Source organism: Paraburkholderia edwinii (assembly GCF_019428685.1).
GTDB classification, from domain to species: domain Bacteria; phylum Pseudomonadota; class Gammaproteobacteria; order Burkholderiales; family Burkholderiaceae; genus Paraburkholderia; species Paraburkholderia edwinii.
Map to the genome: position 1 here is coordinate 1,704,272 of NZ_CP080095.1, position 16,740 is coordinate 1,721,011.

Annotated in this window: 12 protein-coding genes; 11 read left to right on the forward strand and 1 reads right to left on the reverse strand. The window is 62.8% G+C overall.

The window, feature by feature from the left end; translation table 11 throughout:
• Positions 1-12: 12 nt before the first annotated feature.
• From gloB to KZJ38_RS07660, 7 genes are all read left to right on the forward strand, one after another.
• Complete coding sequence (gene gloB / locus KZJ38_RS07630) at positions 13-804, forward strand: hydroxyacylglutathione hydrolase (RefSeq protein ID WP_219799492.1); 792 nt, start codon at positions 13-15, stop codon at positions 802-804.
• A 294-nt stretch (positions 805-1,098) separates the two neighbouring features.
• On the forward strand, positions 1,099-2,793 hold the full coding sequence (locus KZJ38_RS07635) for a transglycosylase SLT domain-containing protein (protein WP_219799493.1): 1,695 nt from the start codon (positions 1,099-1,101) through the stop codon (positions 2,791-2,793).
• A gap of 214 nt (positions 2,794-3,007) precedes the next feature.
• The gene (locus KZJ38_RS07640) at positions 3,008-4,249 is read left to right on the forward strand and encodes an MFS transporter (protein ID WP_219799494.1); all 1,242 of its coding nucleotides are present in this window, start codon (positions 3,008-3,010) and stop codon (positions 4,247-4,249) included.
• 376 nt (positions 4,250-4,625) lie between these two features.
• Positions 4,626-5,792 (forward strand): glutamine-hydrolyzing carbamoyl-phosphate synthase small subunit, encoded by a 1,167-nt coding sequence (gene carA / locus KZJ38_RS07645; protein ID WP_219799495.1) that lies wholly within the window; start codon positions 4,626-4,628, stop codon positions 5,790-5,792.
• Positions 5,793-5,965: 173 nt separating this feature from the next.
• Positions 5,966-9,220 (forward strand): carbamoyl-phosphate synthase large subunit, encoded by a 3,255-nt coding sequence (gene carB, locus KZJ38_RS07650; RefSeq protein ID WP_219799496.1) that lies wholly within the window; start codon positions 5,966-5,968, stop codon positions 9,218-9,220.
• Positions 9,221-9,385: 165 nt separating this feature from the next.
• Positions 9,386-9,862: a transcription elongation factor GreA gene (greA, locus tag KZJ38_RS07655; RefSeq protein WP_219799497.1), complete on the forward strand. Its 477-nt coding sequence runs from the start codon at positions 9,386-9,388 to the stop codon at positions 9,860-9,862.
• Positions 9,863-9,887: 25 nt separating this feature from the next.
• A complete protein-coding gene (locus KZJ38_RS07660) occupies positions 9,888-10,403 on the forward strand; it encodes a DUF4149 domain-containing protein (protein WP_219799498.1) in 516 nt (171 codons plus the stop codon).
• A 226-nt stretch (positions 10,404-10,629) separates the two neighbouring features.
• On the opposite strand, the gene KZJ38_RS07665 is transcribed toward KZJ38_RS07660, so the two are convergent.
• Positions 10,630-11,166: a YhbY family RNA-binding protein gene (locus tag KZJ38_RS07665; RefSeq protein WP_219799499.1), complete on the reverse strand. Its 537-nt coding sequence runs from the start codon at positions 11,164-11,166 to the stop codon at positions 10,630-10,632.
• 320 nt (positions 11,167-11,486) lie between these two features.
• On the opposite strand from KZJ38_RS07665, the gene KZJ38_RS07670 reads away from it, so the two are divergent.
• The 4 genes from KZJ38_RS07670 to glmM all read left to right on the forward strand — a co-directional run bounded on the left by KZJ38_RS07670 (position 11,487) and on the right by glmM (position 16,683).
• Positions 11,487-12,149: an RlmE family RNA methyltransferase gene (locus KZJ38_RS07670; protein WP_219800168.1), complete on the forward strand. Its 663-nt coding sequence runs from the start codon at positions 11,487-11,489 to the stop codon at positions 12,147-12,149.
• A 183-nt stretch (positions 12,150-12,332) separates the two neighbouring features.
• Complete coding sequence (ftsH, locus tag KZJ38_RS07675) at positions 12,333-14,222, forward strand: ATP-dependent zinc metalloprotease FtsH (protein WP_219799500.1); 1,890 nt, start codon at positions 12,333-12,335, stop codon at positions 14,220-14,222.
• 277 nt (positions 14,223-14,499) lie between these two features.
• Entirely contained in the window at positions 14,500-15,300 is an 801-nt protein-coding gene (gene folP / locus KZJ38_RS07680) for a dihydropteroate synthase (protein ID WP_219800169.1), read from the forward strand.
• 24 nt (positions 15,301-15,324) lie between these two features.
• Complete coding sequence (glmM, locus tag KZJ38_RS07685) at positions 15,325-16,683, forward strand: phosphoglucosamine mutase (protein ID WP_219799501.1); 1,359 nt, start codon at positions 15,325-15,327, stop codon at positions 16,681-16,683.
• Positions 16,684-16,740: the final 57 nt, after the last annotated feature.

The window sequence follows — 16,740 nt, forward strand, 5'->3', positions numbered from 1 at the left end:
GATGCGTCGCCTATGAATGCGCTTGAATACGTACCCGTCCCGGCCTTCGAAGACAATTACATCTGGCTCGTATCGGACGGCCGCCATGCGGTGGCGGTCGATCCGGGTGAGGCTGCCCCGGTGCAGGCTTATCTCGCGAAGCGGGGCTGGCGGTTGAGCGCTATTTTACTCACGCACCATCATCGCGACCACGTCGGCGGGGTGGCCGATCTGCTGAAAGGCCAGGATATACCCGTGTACGGTCCCGCGGGCGAATCGATCGAGCATCTGACCTACAGACTATCCCACGGCGACCGCGTCAGCATCGCCGAACCGGCACTCGAGTTCAATGTGCTCGATGTACCCGGCCACACCAGCGGTCATATCGCGTATTTCCAGGCCGCGGACCCGCGCGGCACACCTCACGTGTTCTGCGGCGATACGCTGTTTGCCTGCGGCTGCGGACGCCTCTTCGAAGGCACGCCCGCGCAGATGCTCGATTCGCTCGATTCGCTTGCGGCGCTGCCCGGCGCGACCGAAGTGCATTGCGCGCACGAGTACACGCTGTCCAATATCCGTTTCGCACTCGCCTGCGAGCCCGGCAATGCCGAGCTGCAGGCCTGGCGCGACGAAGCGGCCGCGCGGCGCGCGCGCAACGTGCCGACCTTGCCCACGACGATCGCCCACGAACGCGCCGTGAATCCCTTTCTGCGCGCGGGCGAGCCGGCCGTTCAGGCCACCCTGGCCGACGAGCTTCACGAAGCGGTGTCAGACCGTCTTACCGCGTTTACGCTAATGCGGGAATGGAAAAATCGATTCCGATAAAGCACTTCGAAAAGTTCCCCTGACCCGAGCGCCTCTAAGGTAATCTTCATCTGAATCATCAAAAAGCCCGCCAAGTCTTAGATTTGGCGGGCTTTTTCACACATTTCCGATTGACGGAAACCGCGCTCTTTCGTACTATCGGCTGCAAATTCCAACCGCATTTCACTCTGCGGTTTTCAATCCGCCTTCTTAGCTCGCGTTCAGTGGGTCGTTCCGGTTGGCGGTGTTTTTCCAGCCATTCCAGCCAGCCGTTTCAGGTTGCAGTTCCAGCCTTTCCGGGAAGCCGAGACGTTCATGAGATTTATCTTTAGCGCGTTGTTGGTTCTGATGCTCGCCGCGTGCGCGAGCCAGGGGCCAACGACCGTCAGTTCCAACCCCTCCAATCCCGCCACCCAGCAAGCCGTAGCCGATACCCTTCGCAAGACCGCTTCCGCCAAAGAAACCATCAACGTCGATCAGGGGTCGGTCGATCAGCTGACGACCGCCGACAGCGATCTCTGGGGCCGCATTCGTCGCGGCTTCCAGATGCCCGATCTGCAGAGCGATCTGGTCGACATGCAGGTCAACTGGTACGCGCAGCGTCCGGACTACGTCCAGCGCATGACCGAGCGCTCGCAGAAGTACCTCTATCACATCGTCGAAGAGCTCGAGGCGCGGCATATGCCGACCGAGCTTGCGCTGCTGCCGTTCATCGAATCGGCCTATAACCCGCAGGCGCTGTCGGTCGCGAAGGCCGCCGGCATGTGGCAGTTCGTGCCGGGCACGGGCCGCACGTACAACCTCAAGCAGAACATGTGGCAGGACGAGCGCCGCGACGTGCTCGCGTCGACGAGCGCCGCGCTTGACTACCTGTCCAAGCTGCACGATATGTTCGGCGACTGGTATCTCGCGCTCGCCGCGTATAACTGGGGCGAAGGCAATGTGCAGCGCGCGATCGCGCGCAACGAGGCGGCGGGCTTGCCAACCGACTATCAAAGCCTGCGCATGCCGATGGAAACGCGCAACTACGTGCCGAAGCTGCAGGCGGTGAAGAACATCATCGAAAACCCGCAGATGTACGGGCTCACGCTGCCGGAAATTCCGAACCACCCGTACTTCGTCACGGTCACGACGTCGCACGATATCGACGTCGATGTTGCTTCGAAACTCGCGAACATGACGCCGGAAGAGTTCCGTTCGCTGAACCCATCGTTCAAGAAGCCGGTTATTCTCGGCGCCACCCAGCCGCAGATTCTGTTGCCGTTCGACAACGCCAGCGCATTCGAACGCAATCTGAAGTCGTATAGCGGGTCGCTGTCGTCATGGACCACTTATACGGTGACCGAACGCTCGCGTCCGGCTGCGATCGCGCAGAAAATCGGCGTCGACGCGGACACGCTGATGGAGGTCAACAAGATTCCGGCCGGCATGCGTCTGAAGCCGGGCTCGACGATCGTCGTGCCGCGTGGCGACGACGTTGATGAAGACATCAGCGCCGACGTTGCCGAAGGCGCGGTGCTCGCGATGGAGCCGGACGTTCCCGATACGCGCAAGATGCTGATCCGCGTGCGCCGCTCGCAGTCGATGTCGTCGCTGGCGAGCCGCTATGGCGTATCGGTCGGTCAGTTGAAGGGCTGGAACCGCACGCATCGCAACGAAGTGCGAGCCGGCCAGGTGATCGTGCTGCACGTGCCGGTCGGCAAGCGTGTGCCGACCGAGCCCGGTCCGGAGCGGCTTGCGACGGACGTGCGCGGCGGCGGTGTGCAGAAGATCAGTGCGCGCGTCGGCGGCAACGACAGCGCCGATGACGACAAGTCGTCGAAGAACGAGAAAAGCAGCCAGAAGACCCGCGGCAAGTCGGGCGTCGTCAAGGCATCCGGGCATGCGGGCAAGACGGGCGGCGTGAAAAAGGTTTCGACGGCGGCCGATTCGTCCGCCGCGAAGTCGCCGAAAGCCGCGGCGCCTAGCCGCCAGAAGACCGCGGCCAACGCGAAGAAGGCCAAGAAGTAACCACAACAGGCGGTATGCCGAGGATGTCGAAACATGCGCTGCGGGGGCAGCGCATGCAGTGCGCTCCGATACGCCTCGTTTGTTTAGCGCCGCCACTTCTGTGGCGGCGTTTTCGTTTAAGCGCGCTTTTCACAAATCATTTAATGTTCTGGCTCCGGCCGCGGATGCCCCTTTTTAGGGCAAGGCCGCTTTGTCCATTGTTTGCATAGCGCCAATGTTGTCGACTCCACTTCGCGTTTTCCTGCTGTTTTCCGCCGGCTACTTTGTCTCGTACGTGTTTCGCGGGGTCAATCTCGGTTTTGCGCCGCTCATCACGCACGAAATGGGGTTGTCCGCGACCGACCTCGGTCTGCTGACGAGCCTCTATTTCCTCGGCTTCGCCGGCGCGCAGATTCCGGCCGGCGTGTTGCTCGACCACTACGGTTCGCGCCGCACGACCGCGGGCATGCTGCTGTTCGCAGCCGCGGGTATCTGGGTGTTCGGCGCCGCGCATGGCATTGGCGCAATGATGATCGGACGCCTCCTGATCGGCATCGGCGTGTCGGTGTGCCTGGGCGCCGCGTTCAAGGCGCTTGCGCAGCATTTTCCGGCGGCGCGCCTGCCGCTCGTCAATGGACTCACGATGGCCGTCGGCGGACTCGGCGGTGTCGTGGTTGGCTCGCCGCTCACGTGGGTGCTCACGCTGACGACCTGGCGCACGGTTTGTGTCGGCCTCGGTGTGATGACCGTCGTCGTGGCCGTGATTTTGTGGGCCTGCGCGCCCGACACGAAGGACGCGCCGCGCCACATAACGCTGATGGGCCAGTTCAAGGGCACGGTCGATATTTTGCGCAGCGCGGCTTTCTGGAAAATCGCGTCGTTCCCCGTGATTACGCAAGGCGTGTTCTATGCGATGCAGTCGCTCTGGGTCGGCGCGTGGCTGCGCGACGTCAGCGATTTCCAGCCGGGGCCGGCCGCGGCGCTCGTCTCGGTGCTCGGCTTCGCGATGATGGCCGGCTGCGTGGGCTTCGGTGCGGCCGCGCGCAGTCTCGAGCGGCGCGGCGTGTCGCTGTACGCGTTTTGCGGCATCGGCGGGGCGCTCTTCGTCGTCACGCAAGTGCTGATCATGGTCGACGCGCCGCTGCCGGCCGGACTGCTGTGGGCGGCGTACGGCTTCTTCGGCGGCACAGGCATTCTGAGTTATGCGCTGTTGCCGCGCTATTTCGAGGCGCACATGATCGGCCGCGCGAACACGACGATGAACCTCGTGATCTTCATGCTGATTTTCGGCTTCCAGGTTGGTGTGGGCGCGGTGCTGTCGCACTGGCCGGCGGTTGCGGGGCACTATCCGGCGACCGCACACCTGACCACGTGGGCGATCCTGCTCGGCCTGCAGATCGCCGGGGCGATCTGGTACGTATTGCCGAGCCGGGTGCTACCGGATGCCGCGCAAATGCTCGCGAAGCAGCAGTCGTAGGCCTCAGTCGCAAGCTCCGTGGAGCGGTTCGCGCGCCGGCGCAGCTATCTCGGATTTGAAGGGAAGGGCGCTTTCGGGCTATAATTCCAAGGTTTGAGCTTATCAACCCGCACCCTAGCGCCTACCTCTTTTAAACCGTTCATCCGCCGCCGCGCCCGCTGTTTCGCTTCCGGCTTTGCTCTCGTCGCGCCGCTGTTTCCGCCTCCGTCGCGGACTGGCCGCGCAAGATGCGAACCCTGCGAACTCAAAGCGATCCGGCCGCGCCACGCGAGCGGGCTCACGCCTGCATCGGCCGGCACGCTGTCGCACAACGCGCACGCATCGGCACGAGCGGATGAACAGGTCGGCAACAGGGTGTTCCGCCAAGGAGTCCCCCGTGTTGCCGTCATTTTCTCCCGCTCTGCTCGCGCTTGCCGACGGCACGGTCTTTCGTGGTTACTCGATCGGCGCCGCCGGTCATACGATCGGTGAAGTCGTGTTCAACACGGCGATCACCGGCTATCAGGAAATCCTGACCGACCCGAGCTACGCGCAGCAGATCGTCACGCTGACGTATCCGCATATCGGCAATGTCGGCGTCAATGCAGAAGACGTAGAAGCCACGAAAGTCCATGCCGCCGGCCTGATCATCCGCGATCTGCCGGTTCTCGCGTCGAACTTCCGCATGGAGCGTACGCTGTCCGACTATCTGCGCGACGAAGGCGTCGTTGCGATCGCCGGTCTCGATACGCGCAAGCTCACGCGCATTCTGCGCGACGAGGGCGCGCAGAACGGCGCCATTCTCGCCGGCTCCGATGACGAAACGAAGGCAATCGAGCTCGCGCGTTCGTTCCCCGGCCTCGCGGGCATGGACCTCGCGAAGGTCGTATCGACGAAAAGCCAGTACGAGTGGAAGCAGACCGAGTGGCGCCTCGGCAGCGGCTTCGGCCTGCAGAACACGCCGAAGTATCGTGTGGTCGCCTTCGACTACGGCGTCAAGCACAACATCCTGCGCATGCTCGCGGAGCGCGGCTGCCAGGTGACCGTGCTGCCCGCTGAAGCCACCGCGGCCGACGCGTTCGCGCTCAACCCGGACGGCGTGTTCCTGTCGAACGGTCCCGGCGACCCGGAGCCGTGCGACTACGCGATCGAAGCGACGCGCGAATTTATCGCGCGCGGCATTCCGACCTTCGGCATCTGCCTCGGCCATCAGATCATGGGCCTCGCGGTCGGCGCGAAGACCATGAAGATGAAAACCGGCCACCACGGCGCGAACCATCCGGTCAAGGATCTCGCAGACGGCCGTGTCGTGATCACGTCGCAGAATCACGGCTTCGCGGTCGATGCGGCCACGCTGCCCGCGAACGCGAAGGTCACGCACGTGTCGCTGTTCGACGGCACGCTGCAGGGCTTCGCGCTGACCGACAAGCCCGCGTTCTGCTTCCAGGGTCACCCGGAAGCGTCGCCGGGTCCGCATGACATCGGCTATCTGTTCGACCGCTTCACCGCGCTGATGGATGCCCGCAAGCACAGCAGCGCCAATAGCCATACCGCGGCGGCATAAGCATCTCGCTCGCGTACGCGAAATAGAACTGGGCGCGCGTAGCGGGGCGGTCATACCGGCCCCGCGACTTCAGTGCGCCACCGGAAAGAACCGCAGTAACCCTGCATGGGACCGGAGTAAGCGCTCAAGCGCCCACTCCAGTCGACACTGCATCAAAGATTAGCGAGAGCGTTATGCCCAAGCGGACAGACATCAAAAGCATCCTCATCATCGGCGCGGGTCCGATCATCATCGGCCAGGCGTGCGAGTTCGATTACTCGGGCGCGCAGGCCTGCAAGGCGCTGCGTGAAGAGGGCTACAAGGTCATTCTCGTCAACAGCAATCCGGCGACGATCATGACCGACCCGAACACGGCCGACGTCACCTATATCGAGCCGATCACGTGGGAAGTGGTCGAGCGCATCATCGCGAAGGAGCGCCCCGACGCGGTGCTGCCGACGATGGGCGGCCAGACCGCGCTCAATTGCGCGCTCGATCTGCATCACCACGGCGTGCTCACGAAGTACAACGTCGAGCTGATCGGCGCGTCGCCGGAAGCGATCGACAAGGCCGAAGACCGCCAGAAGTTCAAGGACGCGATGACGAAGATCGGCCTTGGCTCGGCGAAGTCGGGCACCGCGCATTCGATGGAAGAAGCGCTGAAGGTGCAGGGCGAAATCGCGGTGCAAACCGGCGGCATCGGCTATCCGGTCGTGATCCGTCCGTCCTTCACGCTTGGCGGCTCGGGCGGCGGCATCGCGTACAACCGCGAGGAGTTCGAAGAAATCTGCAAGCGCGGCCTCGACCTGTCGCCGACGCGCGAACTGCTGATCGAAGAGTCGCTGCTCGGCTGGAAAGAGTACGAGATGGAAGTGGTCCGCGACCGCGCGGATAACTGCATCATCGTCTGCTCGATCGAAAACCTCGACCCGATGGGCATTCACACCGGCGATTCGATTACGGTCGCGCCGGCGCAAACGCTCACCGACAAGGAATATCAGATCCTGCGTAACGCGTCGCTCGCGGTGCTGCGCGAGATCGGCGTCGATACGGGCGGCTCGAACGTGCAGTTCGCGATCAACCCGAAGGACGGCCGCATGATCGTGATCGAGATGAACCCGCGTGTGTCGCGTTCGTCCGCGCTCGCATCGAAGGCGACTGGCTTCCCGATCGCGAAGGTCGCCGCGAAGCTCGCGGTCGGCTATACGCTCGACGAACTGAAGAACGAGATCACCGGCGGTCAGACGCCGGCGTCGTTCGAACCGACCATCGATTACGTCGTCACGAAGATTCCGCGCTTTGCGTTCGAGAAGTTCCGCGAAGCCGACCCGCGTTTGACCACGCAGATGAAGTCGGTCGGCGAAGTGATGGCGATCGGCCGCACGTTCCAGGAATCGTTCCAGAAGGCGCTGCGCGGCCTCGAAGTCGGCGTCGACGGGCTCGACGAAAAGACCGCGAGCCGCGACGAAGTGATTCGCGAGATCGGCGAAGCCGGACCGGACCGCATCTGGTATGTCGGCGATGCGTTCCGTCTCGGCCTCACGCCGCAGGAAATTTTCGAGGAAACCGCAATTGACCCGTGGTTCCTCGCGCAGATCGAACAGATCGTGCTGAAGGAGAAGGCGCTTGAGGGCCGCACGCTCGCGAGCCTGTCCGCTGAGGAGTTGCGCTACCTGAAGCAGAGCGGTTTCTCGGACCGGCGCCTCGCGAAGCTGCTGAAGGCGAAGCCCGCCGAAGTGCGCGCGCGTCGTATCGAACTGAACGTGCGTCCGGTGTACAAGCGGGTCGACACGTGCGCGGCCGAGTTCGCGACGAAGACCGCGTATATGTACTCGACGTACGAAGACGAGTGCGAAGCAAACCCGACGAACAACAAAAAGATCATGGTGCTCGGCGGCGGTCCGAACCGCATCGGCCAGGGCATCGAGTTCGACTACTGCTGCGTGCACGCGGCGCTCGCGATGCGCGAAGACGGCTATGAAACGATCATGGTCAACTGCAATCCCGAGACCGTGTCGACCGACTACGACACATCGGACCGTCTGTACTTCGAACCGCTGACGCTCGAAGACGTGCTCGAAATCGTCGACAAGGAAAAGCCGCTCGGCGTGATCGTGCAGTACGGCGGTCAGACGCCGCTGAAGCTCGCGCTCGATCTCGAGGCGAACGGTGTGCCGATCGTCGGCACGTCGCCGGACATGATCGACGCAGCGGAAGACCGCGAGCGTTTCCAGAAGCTTTTGCAGCAGCTGCAACTGCGCCAGCCGCCGAACCGCACCGCCCGCAACGAAGACGAAGCGTTGAAGCTCGCCGACGAAATCGGTTACCCGCTCGTCGTGCGTCCGTCGTATGTGCTCGGCGGCCGCGCGATGGAGATCGTGCACGAGCCGCGCGACCTCGAGCGTTATATGCGCGAGGCGGTGAAGGTCAGCCACGATTCGCCGGTGCTGCTCGACCGCTTCCTTAACGACGCGATCGAATGTGACGTCGACTGCATCTCCGATGGCGACGCGGTGTTTATCGGCGGCGTGATGGAGCACATCGAGCAGGCGGGCGTGCACTCGGGCGACTCGGCGTGTTCGTTGCCGCCGTATTCGCTGTCGCAGGAAACGGTCGTCGAACTGAAGCGGCAGACTGCCGCGATGGCGAAAGCGTTGAATGTGGTCGGCCTGATGAACGTGCAGTTCGCGATCCAGCAGGTGCCGCAGCAGGACGGCTCGAAGCGCGATGTGATCTACGTGCTCGAAGTGAATCCGCGTGCGTCGCGCACGGTGCCGTATGTGTCGAAGGCAACGAGCCTGCCGCTCGCGAAGATCGCCGCGCGTGCGATGGTCGGTCAGAAGCTCGCGCAGCAAGGCGTGACGAAGGAAGTCGTTCCGCCGTACTTCAGCGTGAAGGAAGCGGTGTTCCCGTTCATCAAGTTCCCGACCGTCGACCCGGTGCTCGGACCGGAAATGCGTTCGACCGGCGAAGTAATGGGCGTGGGCCAAACGTTCGGCGAGGCGCTTTTCAAGTCGCAACTTGCCGCAGGTTCGCGCTTGCCCGAGTCGGGCACGGTGCTGCTCACGGTGATGGACGCCGACAAGCCGAAGGCCGTCGAAGTCGCGCGTATGCTGCATGAGTTGGGCTACCCGCTCGTCGCAACGAAGGGTACGGCCGCGGCGATCGAGGCGGCGGGTGTGCCGGTGCGCGTCGTCAACAAGGTGAAGGACGGTCGCCCGCATATTGTCGATATGATCAAGAACGGCGAGATCGCATTGGTGTTTACCACCGTCGACGAAACGCGCGCGGCGATCGCCGATTCGCGTTCGATCCGCATGAGCGCGCAGGCGAACAAGGTCACGTACTACACGACCATGTCGGGGGCGCGGGCGGCGGTCGAGGGTCTGCGGTATCTGAAGGATCTCGAGGTCTATGATTTACAAGGGCTTCATGCTCGCCTAAACTAAGGCTTCGAATCTGAGTCGAAGCTGTATGTGCCGCGGTTAAGCGGCGTCCCTGAAGGTACCGGATCGGGCTCTTGTACGAGCGCCCCGGGATCGGGTACCTCTTTGGGGATGCACTTAACCGCGGTTGATTTTTTTGAAGGCCGTTTTTTTGCCAAAGAGTTGTTTATGAGCACTATTCCATTGACGAAACGCGGCGCTGACCAATTGCGCGATGAATTGCAGCGCCTGAAATCGGTTGAACGTCCTGCGGTCATCAATTCGATCGCGGAAGCGCGTGCCCAGGGCGATCTGTCGGAAAACGCCGAATACGACGCAGCAAAAGAGAAGCAGGGTTTTATCGAAGGGCGTATCGCCGACATCGAATCGAAGCTGGCTGCCGCGCAGATCATCGACCCCGCCGCACTCGATGCGGAAGGGCGCGTCGTGTTTGCGGCTACGGTCGAGCTCGAAGATCTCAACAGCGGCGACACCGTGACCTATCAGATCGTCGGTGACGACGAAGCGGATCTCGCGCACGGCCTGATCTCGGTGAGCTCGCCGATCGCGCGCGCACTGATCGGCAAGTCCGAAGGCGATGTCGCATCGGTGCAGGCGCCGAGCGGTGTGCGCGAATACGAGATCATCTCGGTTCGTTACGTTTAACTCCGATACGCGCCCGGTGATCTCGATGCCGCATCGAATCTTCCGCCTGTTGACGGTCGTGTGGGTCGGCAGTCTGCTGACGATCGGCTATGCGGTCGTGCCCGTGCTGTTCGCGTCGCTCGATCGCATCACGGCGGGTTCCGTTGCTGCGCAGCTGTTTCGCATCGAAGGCGTGATCGGCGTCGTGTGCGGCGTGTTGCTGCTTGCGCTGTGCAACGTGCTGATTCGCCGCGACGAGATCGCGTATAAACGGCTGCGCTGGCTCGTGGCCGGCATGCTCGTCTGCGTGCTGGTCGGATATTTCGCGCTGCAGCCGTTTATGAACGCACTGCGCATCGCGGCGCAGGAAGCAGGCACGGATGTCGGCCATTCGGTTTATGCGAGCCGCTTCGGTATGCTGCACGGCGTGTCGAGTCTGTTCTATCTGATTGAGAGTCTGCTGGCGCTCGTGCTCGTTTGGAAATTGCCGACTGCCACAGCGGCGGCAATGTCAGGGACGCACACGGGATCGGCTGCCGGTCGCCCTGAAGCGGCCGGCTGACTGTCGGCGTTTGTCGGCGTTCAAGCCGCACGTTGTGCGGCTTCTTCCGCGCGATGTAAAGACGAATCCTGGCTGGGTACGGAAGGGCGGTTAAGCTACCGCCTGCGACCTCATGTCGCACGTCGCAAGCACGGTGCCGTTGCATGTGGCGGCCTTGCCTGCACCGCCTCTTCGCTTGAGTTTCGTTGTGACGTTTCGCCGCATGCGGCGTGCGGCGTCCTAGCGGTTATTTGCTCGATTGATGTTGCCGCTTCGCGCTGGTCTGCCGTTTCTTTGCGCGCTTGATATTGCCGCCCGCGGTCACGCGTTCGTTGCCGCGTACCAGAACCTTCTGCGGCTTCGGCCGGCGCATCGGGTTATCGGTGGAAGTCTTGACGACCTTGACGACGCGCGGTGCCCGGCCCCGCGCGGATTCTTTTTCGGCGGCAGCGGCTTCGCCCGCGCTCGGCAAGGCATTGCGACGCGACGACCGGGTTGCGGGACGCGCGGCTTCGGGCTTCCAGATCACGAGCAGCTTACCGATATGCTGGATCGGCGCGGCGCCGAGGCGATCGCAGATTTCGTCGTAGATCGCGACACGTTCGTCGCGCTCGTCGCCGAATACGCGAATCTTGATCAGTTCGTGGGCGACCAGGTGGACTTCGATTTCTGCCAGCACGGCATCGGTCAAGCCCTCGGCGCCTACGAGCACGACGGGTTTGAGCGCATGAGCCTGCGAGCGCAGCGAGGCGCGTTGTTCGGAGGAGACTTTGAGGGCTGGCATGGAAGGTGAGGGACTCGACTAAAATGGCACCGCTGCGACCGCGGTCTGCACGCGGCGGCATACGTAGAGTGTGCATCTGATACGACCGCGGCGCGAACGCGCAGCGGCAGGCAGGTGCGGGCTATAGGTGCTGGCTGTTTTGCTGGCGGTTGAGTTGGCTATAGGTGCGGGCGAAAAAACGACCGGAAAAAACGGCCAGGAACAAACAACCCGGTACGGATCAGAATGCGGACCCAAAAGCGGCGCGCCCGCAGCCGCACAGATTAAACGCGTATTATCCGCTAAAAGTGCGGCATCACGCAGCAAAAGTTCAACGATTAATGGCAAAAAACCGCTTTAACCAGTCGTGGCTGCACGACCACATCAACGATCCGTACGTGAAAATGGCGCAACGGGAGGGCTATCGCGCCCGTGCCGCCTACAAGCTCAAAGAGATCGATGAGCAGGACAAGCTGATCCGCCCGGGCCAGGTCATCGTCGACCTCGGCGCTGCGCCCGGCAGCTGGAGCCAGTACGCGCGCAACAAGCTCGCCCAGAGTCCGCGGCGCGATGCGGCGCGCGAAGGCGGCATCGACGGCACGATCATCGCGCTCGATCTGCTGCCGATGGAGCCGATCGCGGATGTGCACTTCATCCAGGGCGACTTCCGCGAAGACAGCGTGCTCGAACAGCTGGAAGAAGTGGTCGGCGAACGCCTTGTCGACCTTGTAATTTCTGATATGGCGCCCAACCTGTCCGGAGTGGCGGTGGCGGATGCCGCGCGAATCGAGCATGTTTGCGACCTCGCGCTGGAGTTTTCGCAGAACCACCTGAAGCCGGATGGTGCCCTTTTAGTCAAATGTTTTCACGGCAGCGGTTACAGTCAGATCGTCGAAAAGTTCAAGCAGCAGTTTAAGACGGTGGCAGCCCGCAAACCGAAAGCATCGCGGGACAAATCGTCTGAGACGTTTATTTTGGGCAAACATTTGAAGCGTCCCCGTTGAAAAACGCGATTCAAATGCCAGTTTGTTATTTTCAATGTGCCGGAAAACGGCGCCGGCGTTGTGCGGCTCGCTATATATGCGCTAGCGAATGCTTATGGCAGGGGTCTGCGGTCTGGATTAGAATGCCTGAGTGGTGCCGCAAGGCAAATGTAGGCGCTTGTCTATGAGTGAAGGAGTGGTGCTTTGAACAACAACATGTTTTCGAAGGCGGCAGTGTGGCTGGTTATCGCACTGGTGCTGTTTACGGTGTTCAAGCAGTTCGACAAGCCCCGTGTCCAGGAAGGCGTTTCCTATTCGCAGTTCATGGACGATGCGAAAAGCGGCAAGGTCAAGAGCGTCATCGTCCAGGGCCGCAATCTGACGGTGACCCCGGCGGACGGCCAGAAATACCAGATCGTGTCGCCGGGCGACATCTGGATGGTCGGCGACCTCATGAAGTATGGCGTTCAGGTCAGCGGCAAGGCTGACGACGAACCGAACGCACTCGTTTCCGCGTTGTACTACCTCGGTCCGACGATCCTCATTATCGGCTTCTGGTTCTACATGATGAGGCAGATGCAGGGGGGCGGCAAAGGCGGGGCCTTCTCGTTCGGGAAATCCCGGGCGCGCCTGATCGACGAGAACAACAACGCAATCAATTTCTCCGACGTCGCCGGCTGCGACGAAGCGAAGGAAGAAGTGTCCGAACTGGTCGACTTCCTGCGCGATCCACAAAAGTTCCAGAAGCTGGGCGGGCGCATTCCGCGCGGCGTACTGCTTGTCGGCCCGCCGGGAACCGGTAAGACGCTGCTCGCGCGCGCCATTGCCGGTGAAGCGAAAGTGCCGTTCTTCAGCATCTCGGGTTCGGACTTCGTCGAAATGTTCGTCGGTGTCGGTGCCGCACGTGTGCGCGACATGTTCGAGCAGGCGAAGAAGCACGCGCCCTGTATCGTGTTCATCGACGAAATCGACGCGGTTGGCCGCCATCGTGGCGCCGGCATGGGCGGCGGCAACGACGAACGCGAGCAGACGTTGAACCAGATGCTCGTCGAGATGGACGGCTTTGAGGCGAATTCCGGTGTGATCGTGATCGCCGCGACGAACCGTTCGGACGTGCTCGACAAGGCGCTGCTGCGCCCGGGCCGTTTCGACCGCCAGGTCTATGTCGGCTTGCCTGATATCCGCGGTCGTGAGCACATCATGAAGGTGCATCTGCGCAAGGTGCCGATTGCGAACGACGTCGATGCGGCAGTGATCGCGCGCGGCACGCCGGGCTTTTCGGGCGCCGATCTCGCGAACCTCGTGAACGAAGCGGCGCTGTTCGCCGCACGTCGTGGCAAGCGCATCGTCGAGATGCAGGACTTTGAAGACGCGAAAGACAAGATCTTCATGGGTCCGGAGCGCAAGTCGGCGGTGATCCGCGAGGACGCGAAGCGCGCAACGGCTTATCACGAGTCCGGTCACGCGGTGATTGCGAAGCTGCTGCCGAAGGCGGACCCGGTGCACAAGGTCACGATCATTCCGCGCGGCCGTGCACTCGGTGTGACGTGGCAGCTGCCGGAGCACGACAACGAGACGTACTCGAAGGAATACCTGCTGGATCGCCTCGCGATCCTGTTCGGCGGCCGGGTTGCCGAAGAGCTGTTCCTGAACCTGATCAGCACCGGCGCGTCGGACGACTTCAACAAGGCGACGGCGACCGCCCGCGCAATGGTCGCGCGCTTCGGCATGACGGACGCGTTGGGGCCGATGGTCTATGTCGACGACGAAAACGATGCATCGCCGTTTGGCCGCGGTTTCACACGCACCATTTCGGAAGCGACGCAGCAGAAGGTCGACGCGGAAATCCGCAGCGTGCTGGATCAGCAGTACAACCTCGCGAAGCGTCTGCTGGACGAGAACCGCGACAAGGTTGAAGCCATGACTGCGGCGCTGATGGAATGGGAAACGATCGACGCCGACCAGATCAACGACATCATGGCTGGTCGTCCGCCGCGCTCGCCGAAGAGTTCGCCGTCGCCGGGCGATGCGCCGTCGGGCGGCAGCAGCCCGGGCGCTGAAGTCAAGCCGGGTAGCGCCACGGCGCCGGCCTGATCGAGGCCTTACTCAGTACACGGGCCGGTGTCCATCGCACCGGCCCGTTTTGTATTTTGTGGACTCATGTAGTCGGATTAGCGCCGAACAAGTTCTAACAAGCGGGGGCTTGTCCAAAAAAGGGATTCGCGTCACCGGTTCCATCAAGCCGGTTGCCAAAACCGGATTCACTCAACTTCACGCTCTCTCATCCGTGTCTACTGACGCATCTCCGAGGCAACATGACGAGCCGCTGCAATGTGGCCGCTTCACCCTGTCGTTCGAGCGCCCGCTCGTCATGGGCATCCTCAACGTCACGCCCGATTCGTTTTCGGACGGCGGCAGCTACATCGCGCAAGGCGATGCGCTGCGCCAGGCAGAACGGATGCTGCTCGACGGCGCGGACATCATCGATATCGGCGGCGAGTCGACGCGGCCCGGTGCGCCGCCCGTCGCGCTCGATGACGAGCTGGCGCGCGTCATCCCGCTGATCGAACAGTTGCGCGGTGCGAACCTGCCGTTGTCAATCGACACGTATAAGCCGGAAGTCATGCGCGCCGCGCTTGCAGCCGGAGCCGACATGATTAACGATATCTGGGCTTTCCGGATGCCCGGCGCGATCGACGCGGTGCGCGACAGCGCCTGTGCCTTGTGCGCGATGCATATGCTCGGCGAGCCCCGCACGATGCAGGTCGGCGAGCCCGCGTATCGCGACGTCGTCGCGGATGTTCGGGCGTTCCTTGTCGAGCGAACGGAAGCGCTGCTACAAGCGGGGGTCGCGCGGCAGCGTCTCGTCGTCGATCCGGGATTTGGTTTCGGCAAGACAGTCGAGCACAATTACACTTTGCTTGCGCACCTGCCTGAGACGGCACCGGGCGGCACTGCGCCGCTTCCGGTACTCGCCGGCATATCGCGCAAGTCGATGCTCGGCGCGGTGACCGGCCGCACGGTAGCAAGCGAACGGGTAGCAGCAAGCATTGCAGCCGCGGTGTGTGCGGCTGAGCGCGGCGCGTCGATCATTCGTGTACACGACGTCGCGCAAACGGTCGATGCACTGAAGATATGGTCGGCAACGCGTGCCGCGGCACGCCGCAGCTGACTCCACAAAGAGGAAAACCCAACAATGACACGGCGCTACTTCGGTACAGATGGCATTCGGGGCAAAGTCGGCGACGCGCCGATCACGCCGGACTTCGTATTGCGGCTCGGCTATGCGGCCGGCAAGGTGCTGGCGGGTGCGGATCGCTGGACGAAGAGCGGCACGCGCCCGACGGTTCTGATCGGCAAGGACACGCGAGTGTCGGGCTACATGCTCGAAGCGGCGCTCGAATCGGGCTTTTCGGCCGCGGGCGTCGACGTGATGCTTGCCGGCCCGATGCCGACGCCCGGCGTCGCGTATCTGACGCGCGCGCTGCGTCTCGCGGCCGGCGTCGTGATCAGCGCATCGCACAACCCGTACTACGACAACGGCATCAAGTTCTTTTCCGCGGACGGCAACAAGCTACCCGACGAAGTCGAAGCCCAAATCGAGCAGCGACTCGAACAGCCGCTCGATTGCGCGCCGTCCGAGCAGCTCGGCAAGGCGCGACGTCTTGACGATGCTGCCGGCCGCTACATCGAGTTCTGCAAGAGCACGTTCCCTGCGAACTACGACCTGCACGGCATGAAGCTCGTCGTCGATTGCGCGCATGGCGCTGCCTACGATGTCGCGCCGCACGTATTCCACGAGCTCGGCGCGGACGTGGTGCCGATCGGCGTCGCGCCGAACGGCTTCAACATCAACGACGGCGTTGGTGCGACCGCGCCCGATGCGCTGATGCGCGCGGTGCGGGCCAACAATGCGGACCTCGGCATCGCGCTCGACGGCGATGCGGACCGCCTTCAGATCGTCGATTCTACCGGCCGGCTCTTCAACGGCGACGAACTGCTGTACGTGCTCGTCAAGGATCGCATCTCGACCGACGGCAAGGTCGACGGCGCGGTCGGGACGTTGATGACCAACATGGCAGTCGAAGTCGCGCTGCAGCGCGAGGGCGTGGAATTCGTGCGCGCGGCGGTCGGCGACCGCTATGTGCTCGAGAAATTGCGCGAGCGCGGCTGGCAGCTCGGCGCCGAGGGTTCGGGGCATATCCTGTCGCTGGACCGCCATTCGACCGGCGATGGCATCGTATCGGCGTTGCTGGTGCTCGCGGCGATGCAGCGCAGCGGCAAGTCGCTCGCGCAGTTGCTCGAAGGCGTGACGCTGTTCCCGCAGAAACTGATCAACGTACGCATGCAGCCGGGTGCCGACTGGAAGGGCAGCGATGCGATCCGGAGCGCGATCAGCGCGGCCCAGGGCGCGCTCGACGGCAGCGGACGCGTACTGATTCGCGCCTCGGGCACCGAGCCGGTCTTGCGTGTCATGGTCGAGGCCGCGCGCGAACAGGACGCGCTCGAACACGCGGAAACCATCGCGGAAGTCGTCCGCCGGGCAACAAGCTGAGCAAGCCGTTCGTCCCAGTCGCAAATCCGTAGCGCGCCACGGCATCAACCGCCTGGC